The organism is Geobacillus sp. LYN3, assembly GCF_003064505.1.
Classification (GTDB): Bacteria; Bacillota; Bacilli; order Bacillales; family Anoxybacillaceae; genus Parageobacillus_B; species Parageobacillus_B toebii.
Window position 1 is genome coordinate 1 of the sequence record NZ_QCWL01000002.1, and the last position, 21,356, is coordinate 21,356.

Sequence of the window (21,356 nt, forward strand, 5' to 3'; positions counted from 1 at the left end):
TGTCAACCAGCCGAACGCGGCAGCCAATTAGGCTAGTTGCAAGCCCACGACTTTAGCCGTTGGGTAGTTGACACAGTTCGTTTTCTGCTTTTGTATTCTCAATAATAGGAAAAGATGATATTATATAAATAGTCTAAATTTTCAATCGAAAATAGGTGGGAGAGGGGTGAATTCTGCGTTTTTTCGCAGATGAATATGAAAGCGATTACGGATGGGACGGTATTATGGACGCCGACAGAGGAACATATTCAACGATCGAATATTAAGCGCTATATGAATTGGTTAAAGGAAAAAAAGGGTCTGTCATTTGAAACACATCGACAATTATGGAATTGGTCCGTTGAACAGCTAGAAGAATTTTGGGAATCGGTGTGGGAGTATTGCGAGGTGAAATCGGCGACTCCATATCGTTGTGTTTTGGAAGAACGGAAAATGCCGGGAGCAAAATGGTTTCCAGGTGCGAGGTTAAATTATGCGGAGCACGTATTTCGAAACGAGCGATCCGATCGCCCAGCGCTTCTTTTCCGTTCCGAGCGCGTGCCTTATCGTGAAGTGGCTTGGAAAGAGCTGAAAGAAAAAACGGCGGCAGTCGCAAACGCGCTCAAAAAAATCGGAGTCAAACCGGGAGACCGAGTGGTGGCATATATGCCAAACATTCCGGAAACCGTCATCGCTTTCTTAGCGTGCGCCAGCATTGGGGCGATTTGGTCGAGCTGTTCCCCGGATTTTGGCGCAAACAGCGTTATTGACCGATTCCGGCAAATTGAACCGGTTGTGCTTTTCGCGATTGACGGATGCCAATATAACGGGAAAGAGTTTGATAAACGTCCGATTGTCGACGAATTACGAGAAAAATTGCCGTCGCTCAAAAAAACGATTTTGCTTCCATATTTGCGGGAAGACGTACAAGCACCGGATGATTCGGTTCTATTATGGGATGAGATCATTCGGGAAAAAGCGGAACTTTCTTATGAATATGTTCCGTTTGACCATCCGCTTTGGATTTTATATTCCTCCGGTACGACAGGATTGCCGAAACCAATTGTTCAAGGGCATGGCGGCATTTTGCTCGAACATTTAAAATCGCTATTGATTGAAGAAAATTTGACAAAGGAAAGCACATTTTTCTGGTTTACGACAACGGGATGGATGATGTGGAATTTTCTGATCGGCGGATTGTTAGTCGGAGCGACGGTCGTGCTTTATGACGGCAGCCCGACGTATCCGGACGGAAATGTATTATGGGAGCTGGCGGAAAAGGCGCGCATTACCCATTTCGGAACAAGCGCAGCGTTCATTAACGTTTGTATGAAGCTTGGAATTAAACCGAAAGAATCATATGATTTTTCCAATTTGGAAGCGGTCCTTTCGACAGGTTCGCCGCTGACGACGGAAGGATTTGCTTGGGTATACAAAAACGTGAAAGACGATATTTGCCTAGTTTCGTGCAGCGGCGGGACGGACGTATGCACCGCTTTCGTTGCCGGTTCGCCAATCTTGCCGGTTCGTGCGGGGATCATCCAATGCCGTTCGTTAGGGGCAAACGTACAGGCATTTGATGAAAATGGAAATCGCTTAATTAATGAAGTGGGAGAGCTAGTCATTACCGACCCAATGCCATCGATGCCGCTGTTTTTCTGGAATGATCCAAATTACGAGCGATATTTGGACAGCTATTTCGATACGTATCCAGGAATTTGGAAGCACGGGGATTGGATTAAAATCGACGAAGAAGGCGGCTGCGTCATTTACGGGCGTTCTGATTCGACGATTAATCGCGCCGGCGTCCGCATGGGAACGAGTGAAATTTACCGCGCTGTCGAATCACTCGATGAAGTGCTCGAAAGTTTGATCATCGATTTAGAACTGATGGGAAGAAAATCATTTATGCCGTTGTTTGTCGTGCTTCAGCCAGGAACATCATTAGATGAGGAGCTAAAGGAGAAAATCAAAAACGAAATTCGCCAAAAAGTATCGCCGCGCTTTGTCCCAGATGAAATTTACCAAGTCGAGCAAATTCCAAAAACATTAAACGGAAAGAAAATGGAAATTCCAATTCGCAAGCTGCTGCTCGGATTCCCGCTCGAAAAAGCGGTCAATCCTGGATCGATGGCGAATCCGGAGGCGCTTGACTTCTTCATTGAGCTGGCAAAGACGATCGAAACGAAGACGCATACGAGCTGACGGATCTCCTCCTTCATGGAGAGGATAAACGAGAGGTTGTTATTAAGTGCCGCCGCTTAATAACAACCTCAATGCATGTTGACGATGAGATTTGATTACAAATAAAGGAGAAACGGGGCATGGAGCTAAGCAAGCGGCAAAAGCTAATGAAAAAAATTGAAAGCCATTTGCGGACGACGGCGAGAAAATTAGTGAAGTTTGATACGGAAGGAGAAGCGTTGCAATACTTGGTCAATTCGTTTCGGGCGGAGCTCGAATGCGATTTAATTGCCATTGTATTAAAAGAAGGAAATGATGTAGTCCCTACATTGTATCAGGGCGACTTTCTATACGGAACGACATATCCACCTATTGAGATCGCCAGCTGCTCCCCCCGATTGTTTGAAGGAAGTGTAACATTTCGGGAGATGGAAGGCAACGACACGTGCCCATTAATTGATTTATTAAGGAGGAATGACATCACGACATGGTTTAGTGTCCCAATTAAAGATGAGGAAAGCGAATACGGCATTTGCATGATTGGGTTTCAACGCCATGTATCTTTGCTCGCTGAAGCAAAGCAGCTTTTCGACGATTTTGGCGAAGATGTCGCTCTCGCGATTACAGTGGCCAAGAAAAAAGAGATACAGCGGAGGAAAATGGTCGGTGTCGAGTGGATTGCGCAACATTTTTCTTTAGATATGCCGATTGAGCAGTTTGTTGAAAAAATTGTCGAACGGGCAGGGAAAGGGACAAATGCGGCTGGTGCCTGTATGTATTTATACCGGGAAGAAGACAATAGCTTTGTTTTTCATCCCCCTTCGTACGGAAGAGTGAACAGCCCGAATCAAATTATGATGAAAAATAACTACCGGGTAAGCGACTATTTTCCTTTCTTAGAGAAACCAGGCGGGGATCAATTAACCGTTCCGCTAGTCGTCAATTTCAAAACGATCGGCGTATTGCATGTCGAGCGGAAAAACGAAGGAAGATTCACCAAAGAAGACCTAGAGATTTTGGACATGCTTGCGAACTACGTTGCCGTGATGCTCGAAAATGTCCGGCTATACCAGCAGGAGCGGGACCATACCCATCGCCTGCGCTTTCTGCTTCAATATCAACAAACGTTGATGAAAGAAACGATTCGGAACGAGGATTTTCACGGCATCATAAAAACATTGAGTAAAATGTTTGCCAAAGACGTTATTTTATTTGACCGATTTATGCGGCCGATCGCGTATGAATTGAGGCGCTTGAACGAGCAACAGTTTCGGGAAATTGCGAAACAGGCGTCAAGGCAAGTGCCGCGGCAAAGCAGTATGGGTGGATATTTTCAACTTGATTGCCTCCTAGATGTTTCGGTTGTTGTTTGGCCAATTAACAGCGGGGGAGACGTGGTCGGCTATTTAGCCATTGAAGCATATCCGCAAGAAATAGATGAGTTTTTTTGTTTGAGTGTCGAATTAGCCCTCAATATTTTCTCTATCCAGTTTATTAAGCAGAAGCTCGTTTTTGATACAAAGGAACAGCTTAAAGATAGCTTTTTGCATAAATTGTTGACAGCAGAGATTCAGGATGAAGAGAGCATTATCCAGTATGCCAATGTATTTCAATGGAATATTTTTGACGAGCATCGAATTGTTGTATTGCATCTGCAATTTCCCGCCCTCAAGCAAGAACATGCCGATTTGTTAAAGCTGAACGTGGAGAGATCTGCACTATGGGACCAATTAAAAGTGCGGATTGCCATTGAGGATCCAGCTGTTTTATACGGCGCTATAGAAGATAAATATATTTTGATCGTTCCGGCAAGCAAAGAAAAAAAACAGCCAGCGAAATATTGGAACGAGTGGCATCAGCGGATCAATGGGTGGATTGAGGCGGAAGGAGTGTCTTGCCGCGCGTTTTTTGGCATCGGGGGAATTACAAAATCGATCAGCGATTATTATTTTTGCTACCAGCAGGCGGTACAAGCATTGCAAGTCATTGTCCATGATTTTCAAGGAACGAGTTTGGCATTTTTTGATGAGCTGGGGGCGTATACGGTATTGCACCATTTAAAAGAAATCTCGGCAGCGAAACTGTTTGTAGAGAAATATCTTGGTCCGGTGATTCGATATTCATCGGAAAGACACGTTGATTTGCTGCAAACGATCCGCGTCTTCCTCCACTGCAATGGCAATTTGACAGAGGCTGCAGAAAAGCTATATATCCACCGCAGCACCCTTCAATATCGGATGGAAAAAATAGAAGAAATGCTTGGCTTTTCTTTAAACGAGTCGGAGCAACGATTTAATCTGATGATGGCGCTAAAATTATATGATTTATATGGTCTTGACTCCGCAAAAATGATGAAAAGATAAGCATGTTTTCCTGCATTATGCAGGTATTTTTTTATATTCACCTTTTTTATAATAATTAGCAATAAAAATAAAATTAAAAAAAGGAGGACTTGCGCGATGATTTCGACAATTGGAGTCGTTGGAGCTGGCACAATGGGAAGTGGCATTGCCAATTTAGCCGCTTTATCAGGATTTAACGTCATTTTAGTAGATCTTGAAGAACGCGTGCTGCAAAAAGCGTTATCGCGAATGGAATCGTTTATGGATAAGAGTATCGCGAAAGGAAAAATAACCCCCGAGCAAAAACACGAAGCAATGGAAAAGGTGAGAGGATCTACGGATTTGCGTGAAATGAAACATGCCGATGTCATCATTGAAGCGGTCATTGAAAACATAGACGTAAAAAAAGAAGTGTTTTCAAAGTTGGATCAAATTGCTCCTGAACACGCCATTCTAGCAACGAATACTTCATCGATGTCCATCACTGAAATAGCTTCCGCAACCAATCGTCCTAATCAAGTCGTCGGTATGCATTTTTTCAATCCCCCGCAGCTGATGAAACTCGTTGAAGTTGTTCGAGGATATAAAACGAGCGATGAAACGGTCGAACAAGCGAAAGAACTCGCCCGAAAACTGAAAAAAGAGCCGGTCGAAGTCAAGAAAGACTCCCCAGGTTTTATTGTGAACCGCATTATGATTCCGCAATTTATCGAAGCGATTCGCCTAGTTGAAGAAGGAGTTGCCTCGATGGAAGATATTGATAAAGCAGTGACACTCGGTTTGAACTATCCGATGGGGCCGTTTACACTGCAAGATTTTGCCGGAGTCGATATCGGCCTTCACGTCATGGATTATTTTTATCAAGAATTTAAGGACGATCGGTTTGCTGCCCCCTTGCTGCTGAGACAACTTGTTCGGGCAGGAAGGCTAGGCAGAAAAACGGGAGCCGGCTTTTATGACTATGACGATGCCCGATAAACATTGCCATCAGAAGCAGGCATGGCCATCATCGTTGATCATTCGTGTTGAACAAACATTAGCTAATTTTTGGAGGGAGTTATCGTGAACTACGAATTTTTACAATATGAAGTGGAAAATCAAGTGGCGGTCGTATACATTAACCGCCCTCCGTTAAACCCATTGAATACAAAAGTGTTTCATGAGTTATACGCTCTCATCGATGAGTTGGAAGCAAACCGCAATGTCAGTGCCATTGTGATTACCGGAAAAGGGGAAAAAGCGTTTGTAGCCGGGGCCGATATTCATGAAATGCTGGACTTGGATTTAGCGGGAATGATGGAAATGAACAGAATTTCACGGGCCGCTTTTTCAAAAATAGAAAACGCTTCCAAACCAGTCATCGCTGCCATTAATGGACTTGCGCTTGGTGGGGGATGTGAATTGGCGCTTGTGTGCGATTTGCGCATTTGTTCCGATAAAGCCAAGTTTGCTTTTCCAGAAGTCAACCTCGGCATTATCCCAGGCGGCGGGGGGACGCAGCGCCTGCAGCGCATCGTCGGTCAAGGGGTGGCAAAAGAACTGTTGTATTTCGGGGAGATGATCGATGCACAACGGGCGCTCGACATTCATTTAGTGAATAAAGTTGTCCCATCTGATCAGCTATTACCGACAGCGAAAGAATGGGCCGGGAAATTAGCGAAAAAACCTGCAATTGCGATGCGCATGCTCAAAGAAGCCGTCAACACAGGAGCCAATGTTGACTTGCAGTCGGGTCTTATGGTGGAAAACGCCTGCTTCGGAAACGCCTTTGCGACAGAAGACCGGAAAGAAGGAATGCGTGCCTTTGCAGAAAAGAGAAAGCCGGTGTTTAGCGGAAAATAAATAAACATCGAGGGTATGCAGTTGGTATTAGAGATGGTTAGGAAAGTCCGCTGCCCTATCAACTTAGACATAGGTTCGCTACCTTTGGGAGGCGATTTGTCCTTAACAACTAGCAAACCAAAGGTGGCGGATGACGAGGACAAAAAGTGAATATATGAGGAGGGAGTTAGTATGAAACAAATTCACCCGATCGATGTGATCGACAATAGTCGAGTCCATTCTTTTCATATTTGGCTCATTTTTTGGCTGTTCCTTGTTATCACGTTCGATGGGTATGATGTTGTCATTTATGGCACTTCTGTTCCTTTGCTTATTCAAGAATGGGGAATTTCAGACGTTACCGCAGGTGCCATTGGTAGCTATACGGTAATCGGAACTGCCATTGGCGCTGTATTGTTTGGAATGTTAGCTGATAAAATGGGGCGTAAGAAAATTATTTTATTAACGACATTCTTATTTGGTTTTTTCACATTGCTCTCCGGTTTTGCCCCAAACCCGATTTTATTCACCATCTCTCGTATAATCGCTGGGATTGGCCTCGGCGGCGTTATGCCCAATGTCATTGCATTGGCGACAGAAATTTTTCCAAAGCGAATTCGTACAGCGATCGTCGCTTCTATTTTTTGTGGTTATTCTGTTGGAGCCATTGCTGCAGCGTTGACGAGCCGGGCGCTTTTGCCGACGGTTGGGTGGGAGGCCGTCTACTGGATCGGGGGTGTTCCGCTACTGTTTCTTCCGTTTTTAATGAAAGGTGTTCCAGAATCAATAGGGTTTCTTTTAGAAAAGGGAAGGGAAGAAGAAGCAAGAAAAGTTCTTTGGTTGATTGATCCTAATATCGGCAATGATGGTGAAGTTGAACTAGTGAAGCCCGAAAGCAAAGTTCAAGACTCTTTGCCTATTGTTAAATTATTCGAAGAGAAAAGAGCTTTTAGCACAGTCATGTTTTGGATTTCTTGTTTCAGTGCATTTGTGTTGATTTACTCGATGAATACATGGCTTCCCCGCCTGATGATGAAAGCGGGTTATGATTTGAGCTCCAGCCTTGCGTTTACCGCCGTGATGCAAATGGGAGCGATCATCGGTACGGTTGTTTTCGGTCCGTTAGTCAATAAATGGGGATTTAAGAAAGTACTTGTTCCTTTATTCTTCTGCGGAGCGATCGCCTTGTCGCTCATCGGCTTTACGAACAGTATGCTAGTCGCTTTTGCTCTAATTGCGATTATTGGTGCTGCCTCGGTCGGCGTTCAAAATATTGCGAATGCGTTTGTTTCCCAATACTATCCAGAAATAATGCGCTCTACTGCTTTAGGAAGTACGATGGCGTTTGGACGAATTGGCGGAATCGTTGCTCCGACATTTATAGGGATTTTATTATCCTTTAATTTATTGCCCCAATATAATTTTGCGGCGATTGCGAGCGCAGCCGTACTAGGCGGGCTGGCTATGTTATTAGTACAAGAAAAATATGCTGTTTATCATAAAGAACAAGTTGGATCAACTAGTGAGAGAATTACTGTTTCATAAATATTGTAGCTTTTCGTCACTACAGGATATCCAATTCAATTGTAAAAGGGGGGGGATAATCATAAAATTTGAACACTTATTCACGGCTTATATTGAAGTAGGGAGGCCAATAGAAATTGGAGATGTGGGGATCGGATATAGAAGGATTATCCCGATTATTGGTGGGAGTTTTGAGGGAGCTCGTATGAGAGGAAAGGTACTCTCTGGCGGGGCGGACTATCAATTAATTCGAAAAGATGGGGTGACGGAACTATCAGCCCATTATACGATTGAAACGGATAACGGGGTTCCCATTTATGTAATTAATAGAGGATATAGACACGGGTCAAAGGAAATCGTAGATAAGATTTTTCGTGGGGAGGATGTACCGCACGATTCCTATTATTTTAAAACTTCCCCTGTTTTTGAAGTAAGTAATAAAAATTATGACTTTCTTAATAGAATGATGTTTATTGGGGAAGGAGTCAGAAAACCTACAAAAGTAGAAGTTACATTTTATCAGATTCTTTAACTTGTTTCGAGATGGAGGGATGGGGAAATATGGAGACTATTAGCGTGTTGTCCGTTCCTCAGCTGTTAGAAAAAGCAGCAAAGGAAAATCCGCACAAGGAGGCGGTTTATGACCTTCGACGCAGAATCACATATGGCGATTTGCATAAAGAAGTTCACCGCTTAGCGTCTGCGTTAGTTTCACTTGGCATCAAACAAGGGGATCGGGTCGGGGTTTGTTTGCCGAATTGGCTTGAAACGGTCCAACTATTTTTTGCCATCGCCAAAATCGGAGCCATTGCCGTTCCTTTTAATCCAAAATACCGACAGCATGAAGTAGAACATATTATGAAAAATTCCGGGATGAAAGTCGTTTTTATATGCGAGGAGCTAGCGAAAAATACCGATTTGGATCTAATTCAAGCGAAAGTAGGCAAAGTGATTACAGTTCGCTTTACAAAAGCGGGAATTGATTCCTTTGAGCAACTCATCGCCCGCTCACCAGAACAACCGCTGCCAGCTGTTGAGCTCGATTCGTATCGTGACTTATTTTGCATTTTATATACTTCAGGCACGACCGGCTCTCCAAAAGGGGTAATGATCACCCATCGCAGCGTAGTCCAATCCGGTATTGCCATTGCGAACAGTTTAAAGTGTAATGCGAATGATGTTTTTCTCATTTGCACACCAATTTTCCATATATTTGGCATGGCGTGCAACTTAATGTCGGCTGTATACAGCCAAGCGAAAATGGTACTGCAAGAAAGATACAGTCCAAAAGAAGCGTTACAATTGATCGAAAGAGAAAAGGTGACGATCCATCACGCCGTTCCAGCTATGTTTAAGATGGAATTAAATATTCTGAATTTTCAATTATTTGATTTATCCTCCTTGCGTGCAGGCATAACAGGGGCTGACGTCTGTCCGTTAGATACAGTGAAAGCCATACGCGAAAAAATGGGAATGGTGTTATGTATATCGTTTGGTACAACGGAAACCGGAGCTGTCACGATTACGCCGTTTGAAGCGACAGAGGACCGAATTTTTGAGACGGTCGGCAAAGTATTGGAAGGAAACGAAGTGAAAATTGTCAACGACCGAAGAGAGGTGCTTCCTCCAGGGCAAATTGGGGAAATTGCCTGCCGGGGGTTTGGCGTTATGAAAGGGTATTATAATATGCCTAAACAGACAGCCGAAGTGCTTGACCAAGACGGTTGGTATTATACCGGTGATCTCGGGGTTATGGATGAACACGGTTATATTAAATTCGTGGGACGAAAGAAAGAGCTAATTATTCGCGGCGGATACAATATATATCCAAAAGAAATCGAAAACGTTTTACAGCAGCACCCAAGCGTTCTCGCATCTGCTGTTATTGGCTTGCCTGACCCGGTCTTAGGCGAATCTGTTTATGCGGTTATCCAGCCTAAGGAAGGAGTTCACGTAACTGAAACAGAAATTCTTGAGTTTTTGCGTCCGTTGCTAGCCGACTACAAACTTCCGAATAAGGTTGTTTTTGTTCCACAGTTCCCTATAACGGCAAGCGGGAAAATCCAAAAAGGAAAATTAAAAGATATGTTAAAAGTTTTTGAACATAGGGAGGGGTAAGACGATGCGTACAGATATTGTGTTGCTTGAAGGAGCGCGTACGGCGTTTGCTAAATTTTGCGGTTCGTTCCGGGATATTTCGGCGACCGATTTGGGGGCGATTGCGGCGCGGGAAGCGATGAAGAAGGCGAAAATAGAGCCGGAAGAAATTCATCATGTGGTGTTTGGAAATGTACAACAGTCGAGCCGGGACGCCCATTTGCTGGCCCGTCATGTTGGCTTAAAGGCCGGGGTGCCGATCGATGTGCCGGCTGTGACAGTTAACCGTTTATGTGGGACGGGTTTAGAGGCCATTTTAATGGCGGCGAGATTCATTTTAAGCGGAGAGGCGGAAGTTGTGCTGGCAGGGGGGACAGAAAACATGAGCCAAGTGCCGCACGTCATTCGCGGCATGCGCTGGGGAACGGCGTTAGGCAGCCCGACCGTGGAAGACTGGCTGTGGGACGGACTGTACGACACCGTCGGCGGCTGCAGCATGGCAATTACGGCGGAAAATTTGGCGAAAAAATATCATATTACCCGCGAGGAAGCCGACCGCCATGCGCTCCGAAGCCATCAGCGGGCTTTGGCGGCGATCGAGCGGAGGTATTTTCAACAAGAAATTGTCCCGGTGACCATTCAGGAAAAAGAAGGAGAAAAAGTGATTGATACGGATGAACATCCGCGCCAAACGAGCATGGAACAGTTAGGAGCGCTAAAACCGCGATTCATTGAAAACGGTGTCGTGACGGCCGGAAATGCAAGTGGGATGAACGATGGGGCGGCGGCGGTGGTCGTCGCTTCAGGAGAGTATGCGGCGAAACGAGGGTTGAAACCGCTCGCCCGGCTTGTTTCCTGGGGGATCGTTGGGGTCGAACCGCAGTACATGGGAATCGGCCCTGTTCCGGCGATTCGCCAAGCGTTGGAAAAAGCTAATCTGTCTATAGATGACTTAGATTTAATCGAAATTAACGAGGCGTTCTCGGCCCAATATTTAGCGTGCCAGAAGGAATTAGGGTTTGACGATGAAAAAGGCAATGTAAACGGCGGCGCTGTCGCCATTGGCCATCCATTGGCCGCTTCGGGAACACGGATTACGTTGACGCTTGTGTATGAGCTAGCGAGAAGAGGCAAGAAATACGGCGTTTCCTCCTTATGCATAGGCGGCGGCCAAGGAATCGCTGCGATTTGGGAGAGACTATAATCTTCCATACGAGTCGAAAACGAGCATAGTGGCGGTCTTCCCCGTTTGGCAGGGAAAACCGCCTTATTTTATTTCCACAATCAGCATGGCCGACGCCTCAAGGGAAAAATTTGCTGTACTAAGAGGAAGGGGTAGGAGATTTCCATCTCAACAATTCGGTCACGTGCCATTTATGACGGATAGTGCGCGATATGTCCGAGCCGTTTCGATATATGTTGGGCGGTGCTGACCGTTTGGCGGACGAGTTCGGACAGCGACTCCATCATCTTAAACGTTGCGCCGGCCAGCCCGATGGCGCCGATAATGCCGTTTCGGTCAAAAACAGGGGCGGCGACAGCCGTAAAGCCGATAAATGTCTCATCTTTATCGACAAAAAATCCATCATTCCGAATCGTGTGTAAACGTTCCATAAACTCGCGCTCGTCAACGATCGTATTTGGGGTGTGGGCTTCTAGCGGATGTTTCTTAATAATGGCTTTCACTTCTTCTTCAGGCAAATAAGCCATGATTGTCGTTCCGAGCGCCCCGTAATGCAATACACGCCGGCGGCCGATATACGAGCGCGGCTGGAAACTGTCGTCGCTATCGAGGCGAATTAAATATTGCAAACTGTCTTGTTGGCGCACGGCAAATAAAACCGTATATCCTGTTTGTGCTTGCAACTCGTGCAAAAACGGTTCCGCCTCGCGCCGCATGTCTAAGTTTTCGAGGACAATTCCTCCATATTCGAGCATTTTATAGCCAAGACGGTACAAATTCTCTTTTTGGTCATAATGAATGAGCCCTTGTGTCTCTAGCGTCCATAGCAAGCGGTAGACAGTGGCTTTCGCTAGCTTCGTTTTGGCGACAATTTCCTCAATGGAAAGGCTTGGACGTTCGAAACTAAAACAGTTTAAAATATGAACCGCTCTTTCTACTGAACGAATCGTTTCCACATTTACATTTCTCATTGTTGTGCCCCTCTGTTACTTTCTAATCTCCGTTTTTTAAAAGTATTGTAGCATAAAGCGATTAACAAATGTATACGTTTGATGAAGGAGAGGGTACATACTTTTCTTTATATTTAAAAAATTTTGACAAATAACAAAGTTTGTTATATATTTAAGTTGTAAAATTGAATTATTAATTCACTGTATGAATTAGAAGGGGAGAGAACATTGGCGGATACAAAAATGAAAGCGCTTGAACGGCTGAAAGAAGATTTGGAGAAAGTGTATTTAGGTCCATTATGGGAAAAGCTTGGAAAAATGGTGACGCCGGAGCCTGACCACGAAGTTGTCCCGTATTTATGGAAATGGGAGACGATTCGTAAACATTTGCTGGAAGCCGGAGAACTGCTTCGTTTAGGAAGGGAAAGTGAGCGCCGGGTTGTTTATTTGCAAAATCCGTCCTTGTTGAAGCATGGCTTGATCGGCTACTCGACCAATACGCTTTATGTAGGGGTGCAGCTGTTGCTGCCGGGTGAAGTGGCGCCTGCGCACCGCCATAGCCAATCGGCTATCCGGTTTATTATTGAAGGTGAGGGAGCCTATACGGCAGTCGATGGCGAAAGAACGTATATGGAACGTGGAGATTTGATTTTGACCCCGGCGTGGACGTGGCATGATCACGGTCACGAAGGAACTGAACCGGTCATTTGGATGGACGGTCTTGATGTCGGGTTAGTAAGAAACTTTGCTGGTTCGTTCTTTGAGCCGTATTCCGAAGATGTATTCCCTGTTGCCGGTCCTCACAACGGTTCAACTTTCAAATATTCAACGGGTGCGCTACGTCCAGTTACTGACCGGAAGCGAAAAGGATATCCTTCCCCATTGATCGCCTATAAGTGGAAAACGACTAAACAAGTGTTGGAGAATTTGTCCAAGCTTGATCCCGATCCGTATGACGGATATGCGGTCGATTACATTAACCCGTTGACAGGAGGATCGGCGGATTTGCGCATTGGGACAACGATGCAAAAATTAACCCCTGGCATGCATACAAAGGCGCACCGCCATGTCCATAGCGCAGTGTACCACGTCCTTGACGGGGAAGGATACACCATTATCAACGGGGTCAAATTTGAATGGTCGAAAGGCGATTTCTTTATTTTGCCGCCTTGGAGCTGGCACGAGCATGTCAACACTGGGGAAGGCGATGCCCACCTGTTCTCGATTAACGATTTGCCGATCATGGAGCTGCTTGATCTTGAAAGAGAGGAAGCTTACAACAAAAACGGCGGCCATCAGTCCATTATCGATGTATTTCAGCCGACTCTCTGAGTCTCCCACGACTCGAGTCGAGTGGTTCTTGGGTACGCATGACTTAACGAAATGCACTCATCACGTTTCCAAAAACTTTCTCTTTTGTATTTGTAAATGCTTCGTATTGGCAGGCGCTAGTTAAGACGGAGGGGGTTATGCGGTTGAATAACAAAATGCCTAGTACGGTGCAAGAGGTGCTTCATCATGCCGTCGCCCGCTATGGAAAGAAAACAGCGATTATTGACGGCGAGAGAACGCTGTCTTTTGAAGAAGTGAACGAGCGATCTTTGCGGCTTGCCGAGCGGCTGAGAGGTTTAGGCCTTCAAAAAGGCGATATAGTGGCGGTGCAGTTACCAAACAGCTGGGAGTTTGCCGTGACCCATTTAGCTTTAGCACGCCTCGGAATGGTAATGGTGCCTGTGAACTTAATGTACCGGCAAAAAGAGTTATCGTTTATGTTTTCTTTTGCCCATGTGAAAGCCGTCGTTACCATTGACCGCTGGAGAGGATTTAACCATGCAGAGATGATGGAATCCCTCCAGCAGATTGTCCCGACTTTAGATTATATAATCGTCGTTGGGGGAAGGAAAGGACCGCGTCAATATAGTTTTCAAACGTTGTTAAACGATAGCGGCTTGTCTTTGGCAGATAGAGAGGGGGAGAAGCTATTCCCTTCTCCGGACGATCCGATGTTGATTATGTTTACGTCCGGAACGGAGTCCGACCCAAAAGCGGTGGTCCATACGTATCGGACATTTATTCCTGCCCATTTGCATAATGGGCAGGAATACGGATTAACGGCTGACGATGTCATGCTTTGCTTGACGCCTATGGGCCATATGTTTTCCTTGCCGATGATTTTAATGGGCCTTTATAGCGGTGCTACTCAAGTGATGCTATCGCAATTTTCGGTTGAGCGTGTTTTAGATGCTTTCAGCCAGCACGGAGTGACGTTTTGCGTAGCTGCGCCTGCCCATTTGATTGATATGTTAAAAGGAACGGATGAAACAAAAGAATATCCGTCAAAACTGCGCCTTGTCTTAACTGGGGGGACAAAAATTCCAGTCTGGATGGTGAAATCGTTCCGACAGCGTTTCTGCTGTGACGTTGCTGCCCAATGGGGAATGACGGAAATTGGAGCGGGATCATTCACACGACCAAATGACGCAGCCCATCTTGCTTCAGATACGGTTGGCCGGGCGTGTCCGACGGGGGAAATTTGCATTTTTGATGAGAACCATCAGCTGCTGCCAAACGGAAAAGTAGGAGAAATCGGCTTCCGCGGTCAGTCGCTATTCAAAGGATATTATAAAAATGAAACAGCCACCCGGCAATCAATGACGGAAGATGGGTTTTTCCTCACCGGAGATTTAGGGTGGAAAGATGACGATGGTTACATTCACTACGTTAGCCGGAAAAAGGACATTATTAATCGCGGCGGATTAAAAGTGCACGCGGCGGAAATTGAGGAAGCGCTTCTTATGCATCCACATATCCGTCAGGCCGCTGTTATTGGGATTCCAGATGAACGGCTTGGGGAACGCGGCTGTGCGATTGTCTCATTGAAAGAAGGAACAACGTTTTCATTGGAAGAAATGCAACAATACTTGCTTGAAATAGGGATGGCTAAATATAAATTACCTGAATATTTGGAAATATTAAACGAATTGCCGACTACTGCGTCAGGAAAAGTGAGCAAGGGAGTTTTGCGGAAACAGTATGAACAGTTAGAAGTTAAATAAAGAGAGAAAGGGAGAGAACAGCCGATGAAACTGGCATTATTTAACGACTTTCAGCTCGGAGTGATTGTAGACGATATCATTTATGAGATTGGGAGCCATTTATTTAGCCGCTTTCATCAAGGAATCGGCTTTTGTCCGATGGTTCAGCTTATTGCTGAATTTGACACATATCGCTCGAAAATTGAAAAGAAGCTGCATGAATATCCCGCTTATGCTTTAACGGATGTCCGGCTACGCCAGCCGGTGAAGAAGCCGGGGAAAATTGTGGCCGCTCCCGTTAACTATGTGTCTCACCAAAAAGAAATGAAAGTGGAACATACGGCAAGGGGGCTAGGCTTTTTCTTAAAGGCGCCATCTTCGATCATTGGGCCGAACGACACGATCGTTTTGCCTGATCCGAACCGCCGTTTTGATCATGAATTAGAGTTGGCCTTTGTCATTGGAAAAACAGCGAAAAATGTCAAGGCAGAAAACGCTTACGATTATATATTCGGCTATACCGGGCTTATGGATGTGACGTTGCGTCCGGATGAAATGCACCACGAGGAACGGTGTTTGCGCAAGTCGTTTGATACGTTTACACCGATGGGGCCATGGATCGTGACAAAAGAGGAGGTTGCGGATCCAAACAATATAAACATGGTGCTAACAGTAAATGGTGAAGTCCGCCAACGGGTGAATACAAAGGAAATGATCTGTTCTGTCGCTGAGCTCTTGGAAATTTATTCCCATATTATGACTCTTGAGCCAGGTGATGTCATCACGACAGGGACGCCGGATGGCGTCGGGCCGATTCATGACGGTGATGTTGTCAGTATGGAGATCGAGGGGATCGGAAGCTATTCCGTCCGAGTTTCCTTAGCGCCTAATGCGGCTGTATTGCGGTAAATGAGAAGGGGAAGGGGAGAAATGGTTCATGGAGAAAGGCTGGAAGACGTATCACACAATATGGTTGATGCTCTTTTTAGGCTGGGTCGTTTCTTATATTGATAGGACGTTAACAGGGCCTGTCGTCACATGGATGATTGAAAACAAGGTTGAATTTTTGGCCGAATCGCCCAACCCGCACGCGCTTGGGGGATTGCTTGGCAGCCTGTTCTTTGCCGGGTACATGCTAACGCAATTTCCCGGCGGGTATTTTGGCGACAAATTTGGTTATCGTGTGATTGTCATCATTAGCATTTTGTGGGCTGGCGTGACGACGTTATTGACCGGTTTGATCGGCGGATTGACAGTATTTATCGCCTTGCGTGTGCTTACCGGATTAGGGGAAGGCGTCTTTTATTCTAACGACCGTTCCTTGATTACCCAAGTGACGCCGCCAGAAAAAGTCGGGCTGGGAATGGGCGTTGTGCTGACCGGTCTTACGCTTGGATTAACGATTGCGACGATTGCTACTCCATATGTTATTCAGCTGTTTCAGCCATCTATGGGGACGCATGCATGGAAAGCACCGTTTTTGTTCATGGGGATCATTACTTTGCTCGTTGGCATGATGATGTACAAATGGATGAGACCAGCCGGCTTTACGGCCCAATCGGAGTCGTACGGCCCACCGGTAGGCAAATTGATACAAACTTCCCTTTTATTCTTAGTCATCATCATGGCCTTGTATTATGCTACCAATGCCATGCAATTATCGCCGACAGCGATCGGCTTGGTTTTAACAGTATTGGCTGTTTTGTATATCATTTATATTTATAAAACAAAGAGCGAGGAAGTCGGACCGATCTTAAAAAGCCGCAACTTGTTGCTTTTATATCTTTCGTTTATTCCAGTTTTATGGCATTTGTGGTTTTACGGCTTCTGGTCTGTTGCTATTGTTCAAGACTTCGGGGGCGGCACGCTCGTTTCGGCGGCGCTCATCGCTTCATTTAATGCCGTTGCGGGTCTGATCGGTTTTCCGCTTGGGGGAAGATTAGCCGACCGATTTGCTAACACGGTCAATGGAAAACGAAATGTATTGGCGGTGTTGACGGGGCTGTTGACAATCTTCATTTTCATCTTTGCTTTTTATGTCATGTCAGGGGGCAACAATCCGGCAATCATGTCTCTTATTTTGTTTACTTCCGGGGTGTTCTTTTTCGCGCTTCAGCCAGTCAACCATGCCATTACAGCCGATTTTGCCCCACCGAAGCATAAAGGAGCGGCGTTTGGGATGCTGAATTTGTTTTCTGAAATTGGAGCGTTATTAGCACCGGTGATTTCGGGGGCCATGCGTGATCATTCAGGGAGCTGGGGAAGTGCGTTGTTGCTTGATGGCATTTTAATGGCAGCGAGCTTGCTACTTGTCATCGCCGTAAAACCTGCTTTAGAAGGCAGACTAACTGCTGCAATAAACGCTAAAGAAACGGATGTAAGTCATTAAAGTTGTCGAAAGGAGATATTCGCATGAAAGGGAAAACGAATCAACGGCCCGTCCTCGTGATCGGGGCGGGCCCGATCGGAATGACTGCCGCATTAGCGTTGCGCCGTTTTGACATTCCGGCGACGATAATCGAAGCGGAGCCAAAGGAGCGCATTCGTCCGGGGAGCCGTGCGATTTATTTCCATAAAGCGACGCTGAAACATTGGGAGGACATTTATCCAGGGCTTGGCTTTACTTTTGCGAAGCACGGGGTCGTCTGGCCTGTCAAACGGACGCTGTTCGGCGGCAAGGAAGTATATATAAAGCGCTATCCGGCCCCGAATCGTAATGAGCTGCCGCCGTTTACAAGCTTGCCTCAAGTGGAAGCGGAAAAATTTTTGTATGAGGCGTGCGTAGCGGCAGGGGTGGAGTTTATTTGGAATTCGCCTGTCCGGCAGGTGGAGACGAATGAAAATGGGGTGATTGTAACGACGGAGTCCGGGAAAGTATGGCAGGCCGATTACGCGATTGGTGCCGATGGAGCCCGGTCTGTCGTTCGGCAGTCGCTCGGCATCGAGCTAGAGGGTCCCCGTTCCCGCGACCGTTTCGTCGTTGTTGATATCGAGGAAGACCCGTCCGCCCCGCTTCCGTTAGAAAGGGTGTTTCATTATCAACATCCGGCTATGGAAGGAAGAAATGTATTGTTTGTGCCGTTTGCCGGCGGATGGCGGGTTGATTTGCAATTGTTTGCCGAAGATGACGCTCAGCAGTACGGGAGCATCGAAGGGGTGCGGCAATGGATTCCAAAAGTCATGGATAAAAAGTACGCTGATCGCATTACATGGGTGTCGATGTATCAGTTCCATCAAGCTGTGGCCCGTTCGTTCACCGATGAACATTGCCGCGTTGTTTTAGCGGGAGAGGCTGCCCACCTTTTTGCCCCGTTTGGAGCGCGCGGAATGGATTCCGGTGTGGCAGATGCCATCGTGGCGGTCAAGGCGATTCATGCCGCCTTTCAGGAGGGAGAGCGGTCGAAAGCAAAGCAGATCATTGCCGAAGCGGCACAAGAGAGAAAAACAGCGGCCCAATACAATCGGGACTGTGCGGGCCTTGCGTTAGAGCATATTCAAGGACGCTCCCCGGTGATGAATATGAAACGGGAACTGGCTGCCTCGCTTTCTTCGATCATACCGAGCTTAGGAAAATGGCTGGATGAAGGCCCGTACGGACCGAAATCCGGACCGCCGCAATTAGCTACTAAGTATTGAGAAAGAAGGAGAAGAAGCGATGAAAAAAATCGAGTACCGTTTTCAAGTGCAATGGGGAGACACAGATGCGGCGGGAATCGTCTTTTACCCGAATTTTTATAAATGGATGGACGAAGCGACGCACCACTTTTTTGCCGAACTCGGTTACCCGACAACGGCGCTTTTTGAACAAAAGATAGGGTTGCCGATTTTGGAAGCCAAATGCCAATTTCGCTCTCCGCTATTGTTTGGCGATGAAGTCCGTGTTTGCTCAACGATCACGGAATTGCGGGATAAAGTGTTTCAAATTGTCCATGAGTTTTATAAACATGAAACGGTTGCTGCTGCCGGATATGAGACGAGAGCATGGGCATCATTTGCCGACGGAAGGCCAAAGGCTGTCCCGATTCCGGCAGAGGTGAAACGGGTGTTGGCCGAGCGGCAGCCGTCCCATTCGGCGGTGTTTCAGACGGAGTAAGAGCTAAACGGATAAAGATGAAACAGCTAGGAGGAGAACGATGGTCACGTTGTTAAATACGGAGAAGGAAATGTATGGACCGCGGACCGAGCAAGCGGTCGCCATCCTTTCCAGACTGTTAAACATGGATTGGTTTGACAATGTGGGTACCCCCCATTATCGGAAAGAGGCAGAAAAAGCGATCCGTGAATGGATGGACAGCTTCCATTTCGAGCGGTATCATATCCGTTGGCTAGAGAAAGGGGAGCTCGTCCCTTCTTTAGCGGAGATGAACTTGGCGAAAAGCACGTTATGGCGCTCTTTGTTTCCCATTCGGGAACGCATGAAGCAGGCGGCGGCCGCTGCAGGGAGAGAAGGATGTTTGGCCAAGCTGGCCGATGAGATTCTAGCCCATTTATTCCATCATTGTTTCGATGCGGCGTATCGTGCTTTCCATCAATATGGCTCATCAGTAGTAAAAACCGCTGTCTGCTCGGTCATGTATATCGGGGGAATGGCTTGTGCCTGGGAATCTGTTGGCGACCTTGACGGATGGGAATCAAATCCGTTTCGTGCGCTGCTGCGCGTACTTGAGTACGGGCATTGGCCGCTAGGCATGGATGAAGAACAATTGTATCTGTTTTAGTCGGCATATAGCCGCAAGCAAAGGGGACGACGAAGAACGTTCGTCCCCTTTGGGTTGTTTTCCGTTATGGCAAGCCTAAGAAAGCCTGGACGGCTTCAAGGCTTGGCTGTACGGGAGGCCAATGCGATAAATCAAACGGAAAATCAGAGCCTGGCAATACCCGCTCTTTGCCGACGAGATCGATCAGCAGCTGCAGCGCTCGGCTGTCCCAAAGAACCGTATCGAACCAAAAGCGGCGCAAATAGTCGGTTGGCGGGGCTTGCAACGAGGCGGCCACCGGGAGCCACATTTCATATCCTTTTTGCAGCCGGCCGATTTGATAAGGGAGAAAACCGCCGCCATGGGCCAATAAAATACGAACGCGCGGGTAGCGGTCCATCCAGCCGCCCAGCAACAAATCGGTGGCGCAAATGGTGGTCTCCCAAGGGACACCGATTAAATTCGCCATTCTCCGTCCTTGAAGGCGCGGGTCGTCGCAAAGAAGCGGATGGATAAAGAGAATGGCGCCTAAAGCGTCCGCCTCTTCCCAAAACGGGATCAAAGACTCATCGGTAAGCAGCTTCTGCTGAACGGATGGACCGATGATGGCCCCTTTTAACCCGCGCTGCTTTTATATTTTGAAAAAAACAAATAAAACAATTAGTAGCTATTTTAAATAAAATTCATCCTGAGGGAAATTATCAAGAAAATGATGACTATCAGTTTGAACAAGTACAAAGAGATGCAAAAGGATTTCCAGTGAGAAAATTGTTTACCGATAAACGGGCAGTTAGCACTTTTGCTTTTTGGATTGCTGTTTTCAGTTGCCTCCTTATGGTATATGGGCTGAATACATGGTTGCCAAAAATCATGCAGCAAGCAGGATATGGTCTTGCCTCTAGTTTATCGTTCAATGTTGTGCTATGTGCAGGACAGCGGGATCTTTAATAGGAGGCTTTTTAGCTGATAAGGTGGGACATAAAAAAGTGCTTGTCTCGATGTATGCGTTAGGAGCATTATGTTTTATTGCGTTAGCACTCACTTCGAACGTAATCGCCCTCTACTTGCTTGTGGCGTTGGGCGGCGCTTGTACAGTCGGCACACAAAATCTTGCAAATCATTACATTTCGGAATATTACCCGAAGGAAGCACAAGCGACAGGAATTGGATGGGCATTGGGTGTCGGCCGCATCGGAGCCATTGTAGCACCTACATTAATAGGGATATTGTTGGCTACTGGGATTGCCCCACAAAAAGCATTTATGTTTTTTGCTATTCCAAGTGTAGTTGGAGCGTTGGCACTTATTTGTGTACAAGAGAAATTTGCAAGTTTTGACAAGGTTGTTCGACGCGATCATAAGGACATGGCAATACCTAGACAACTTCATACGTAATGCAGGTCTACATAAAAAACAAATCCCTCCCTCTATAAATGTTGATATATCAAGGTTTCTTGGCATCTTAGGGGTGCCAAAAAATATTTTTCGACAAAACTCATCACATACTTTTGAATTTTTGCCGATATATAACAGTCCATGGGTGCG

The 21,356-nt window shown here is 46.3% G+C and carries 17 protein-coding genes and 1 pseudogene; 16 read left to right on the forward strand and 2 right to left on the reverse strand.

The window, feature by feature from the left end; genetic code table 11:
* The first annotated feature begins 195 nt into the window (after positions 1-195).
* The 8 genes from DCC82_RS15265 to DCC82_RS15300 all read left to right on the forward strand — a co-directional run bounded on the left by DCC82_RS15265 (position 196) and on the right by DCC82_RS15300 (position 11,151).
* The gene (locus DCC82_RS15265; RefSeq protein ID WP_108430438.1) at positions 196-2,184 is read left to right on the forward strand and encodes an acetoacetate--CoA ligase; all 1,989 of its coding nucleotides are present in this window, start codon (positions 196-198) and stop codon (positions 2,182-2,184) included.
* A 119-nt stretch (positions 2,185-2,303) separates the two neighbouring features.
* Entirely contained in the window at positions 2,304-4,526 is a 2,223-nt protein-coding gene (locus DCC82_RS15270) for a helix-turn-helix domain-containing protein (RefSeq protein ID WP_108430432.1), read from the forward strand.
* A gap of 96 nt (positions 4,527-4,622) precedes the next feature.
* Entirely contained in the window at positions 4,623-5,483 is an 861-nt protein-coding gene (locus tag DCC82_RS15275) for a 3-hydroxyacyl-CoA dehydrogenase family protein (protein ID WP_062755202.1), read from the forward strand.
* Positions 5,484-5,567: 84 nt separating this feature from the next.
* Entirely contained in the window at positions 5,568-6,347 is a 780-nt protein-coding gene (locus tag DCC82_RS15280; protein ID WP_062755204.1) for an enoyl-CoA hydratase/isomerase family protein, read from the forward strand.
* Positions 6,348-6,518: 171 nt separating this feature from the next.
* Positions 6,519-7,871, forward strand: coding sequence for an MFS transporter (locus DCC82_RS15285; RefSeq protein WP_062755205.1), 1,353 nt, complete (start codon positions 6,519-6,521; stop codon positions 7,869-7,871).
* Complete coding sequence (locus DCC82_RS15290; protein ID WP_108430433.1) at positions 7,813-8,382, forward strand: DUF3237 domain-containing protein; 570 nt, start codon at positions 7,813-7,815, stop codon at positions 8,380-8,382. Before DCC82_RS15285 ends, DCC82_RS15290 begins: the two co-directional genes overlap by 59 nt.
* A gap of 29 nt (positions 8,383-8,411) precedes the next feature.
* Entirely contained in the window at positions 8,412-9,968 is a 1,557-nt protein-coding gene (locus tag DCC82_RS15295) for a class I adenylate-forming enzyme family protein (protein WP_062755208.1), read from the forward strand.
* A gap of 4 nt (positions 9,969-9,972) precedes the next feature.
* Positions 9,973-11,151 (forward strand): acetyl-CoA C-acetyltransferase, encoded by a 1,179-nt coding sequence (locus DCC82_RS15300; RefSeq protein ID WP_062755210.1) that lies wholly within the window; start codon positions 9,973-9,975, stop codon positions 11,149-11,151.
* Positions 11,152-11,321: 170 nt separating this feature from the next.
* Here DCC82_RS15300 and DCC82_RS15305 read toward each other — a convergent pair whose 3' ends face one another.
* Positions 11,322-12,101, reverse strand: coding sequence for an IclR family transcriptional regulator (locus DCC82_RS15305; RefSeq protein WP_062755212.1), 780 nt, complete (start codon positions 12,099-12,101; stop codon positions 11,322-11,324).
* 222 nt (positions 12,102-12,323) lie between these two features.
* On the opposite strand from DCC82_RS15305, the gene DCC82_RS15310 reads away from it, so the two are divergent.
* The 7 genes from DCC82_RS15310 (at position 12,324) to DCC82_RS15340 (ending at position 19,833) form a co-directional block, all read left to right on the forward strand.
* Positions 12,324-13,412: a cupin domain-containing protein gene (locus DCC82_RS15310; RefSeq protein WP_108430439.1), complete on the forward strand. Its 1,089-nt coding sequence runs from the start codon at positions 12,324-12,326 to the stop codon at positions 13,410-13,412.
* 137 nt (positions 13,413-13,549) lie between these two features.
* Entirely contained in the window at positions 13,550-15,136 is a 1,587-nt protein-coding gene (locus DCC82_RS15315) for a class I adenylate-forming enzyme family protein (protein WP_233253042.1), read from the forward strand.
* 24 nt (positions 15,137-15,160) lie between these two features.
* The gene (locus tag DCC82_RS15320; RefSeq protein WP_108430434.1) at positions 15,161-16,024 is read left to right on the forward strand and encodes a fumarylacetoacetate hydrolase family protein; all 864 of its coding nucleotides are present in this window, start codon (positions 15,161-15,163) and stop codon (positions 16,022-16,024) included.
* 28 nt (positions 16,025-16,052) lie between these two features.
* A complete protein-coding gene (locus DCC82_RS15325) occupies positions 16,053-17,504 on the forward strand; it encodes an MFS transporter (RefSeq protein ID WP_108430435.1) in 1,452 nt (483 codons plus the stop codon).
* A 23-nt stretch (positions 17,505-17,527) separates the two neighbouring features.
* Entirely contained in the window at positions 17,528-18,751 is a 1,224-nt protein-coding gene (locus tag DCC82_RS15330; RefSeq protein ID WP_108430436.1) for an FAD-dependent monooxygenase, read from the forward strand.
* A gap of 19 nt (positions 18,752-18,770) precedes the next feature.
* Complete coding sequence (locus DCC82_RS15335; protein WP_187252149.1) at positions 18,771-19,208, forward strand: acyl-CoA thioesterase; 438 nt, start codon at positions 18,771-18,773, stop codon at positions 19,206-19,208.
* Between the two features lie 40 nt (positions 19,209-19,248).
* Positions 19,249-19,833: a hypothetical protein gene (locus DCC82_RS15340; protein ID WP_108430437.1), complete on the forward strand. Its 585-nt coding sequence runs from the start codon at positions 19,249-19,251 to the stop codon at positions 19,831-19,833.
* A gap of 64 nt (positions 19,834-19,897) precedes the next feature.
* On the opposite strand, the pseudogene DCC82_RS15345 reads toward DCC82_RS15340, so the two are convergent.
* Positions 19,898-20,434 (reverse strand): annotated as a pseudogene (locus DCC82_RS15345) (amidohydrolase family protein); the annotation flags it as partial.
* A 364-nt stretch (positions 20,435-20,798) separates the two neighbouring features.
* Here DCC82_RS15345 and DCC82_RS18345 point away from each other — a divergent pair.
* Positions 20,799-21,206, forward strand: coding sequence for an MFS transporter (locus tag DCC82_RS18345; RefSeq protein WP_233253043.1), 408 nt, complete (start codon positions 20,799-20,801; stop codon positions 21,204-21,206).
* Positions 21,207-21,356: the final 150 nt, after the last annotated feature.

Coding starts and splice junctions, on each gene's coding strand:
- DCC82_RS15290 (WP_108430433.1), top strand. CDS start 7,813: ATGCTGTTTATCATAAAGAACAAGTTGGATCAACTAGTGAGAGAATTA.
- DCC82_RS15330 (WP_108430436.1), top strand. CDS start 17,528: ATGAAAGGGAAAACGAATCAACGGCCCGTCCTCGTGATCGGGGCGGGC.
- DCC82_RS15270 (WP_108430432.1), top strand. CDS start 2,304: ATGGAGCTAAGCAAGCGGCAAAAGCTAATGAAAAAAATTGAAAGCCAT.
- DCC82_RS15265 (WP_108430438.1), top strand. CDS start 196: ATGAAAGCGATTACGGATGGGACGGTATTATGGACGCCGACAGAGGAA.
- DCC82_RS15285 (WP_062755205.1), top strand. CDS start 6,519: ATGAAACAAATTCACCCGATCGATGTGATCGACAATAGTCGAGTCCAT.
- DCC82_RS15315 (WP_233253042.1), top strand. CDS start 13,550: ATGCGGTTGAATAACAAAATGCCTAGTACGGTGCAAGAGGTGCTTCAT.
- DCC82_RS15300 (WP_062755210.1), top strand. CDS start 9,973: ATGCGTACAGATATTGTGTTGCTTGAAGGAGCGCGTACGGCGTTTGCT.
- DCC82_RS15340 (WP_108430437.1), top strand. CDS start 19,249: ATGGTCACGTTGTTAAATACGGAGAAGGAAATGTATGGACCGCGGACC.
- DCC82_RS15325 (WP_108430435.1), top strand. CDS start 16,053: ATGGAGAAAGGCTGGAAGACGTATCACACAATATGGTTGATGCTCTTT.
- DCC82_RS15295 (WP_062755208.1), top strand. CDS start 8,412: ATGGAGACTATTAGCGTGTTGTCCGTTCCTCAGCTGTTAGAAAAAGCA.
- DCC82_RS15335 (WP_187252149.1), top strand. CDS start 18,771: ATGAAAAAAATCGAGTACCGTTTTCAAGTGCAATGGGGAGACACAGAT.
- DCC82_RS15310 (WP_108430439.1), top strand. CDS start 12,324: ATGAAAGCGCTTGAACGGCTGAAAGAAGATTTGGAGAAAGTGTATTTA.
- DCC82_RS15275 (WP_062755202.1), top strand. CDS start 4,623: ATGATTTCGACAATTGGAGTCGTTGGAGCTGGCACAATGGGAAGTGGC.
- DCC82_RS15320 (WP_108430434.1), top strand. CDS start 15,161: ATGAAACTGGCATTATTTAACGACTTTCAGCTCGGAGTGATTGTAGAC.
- DCC82_RS15305 (WP_062755212.1), bottom strand. CDS start 12,101: ATGAGAAATGTAAATGTGGAAACGATTCGTTCAGTAGAAAGAGCGGTT.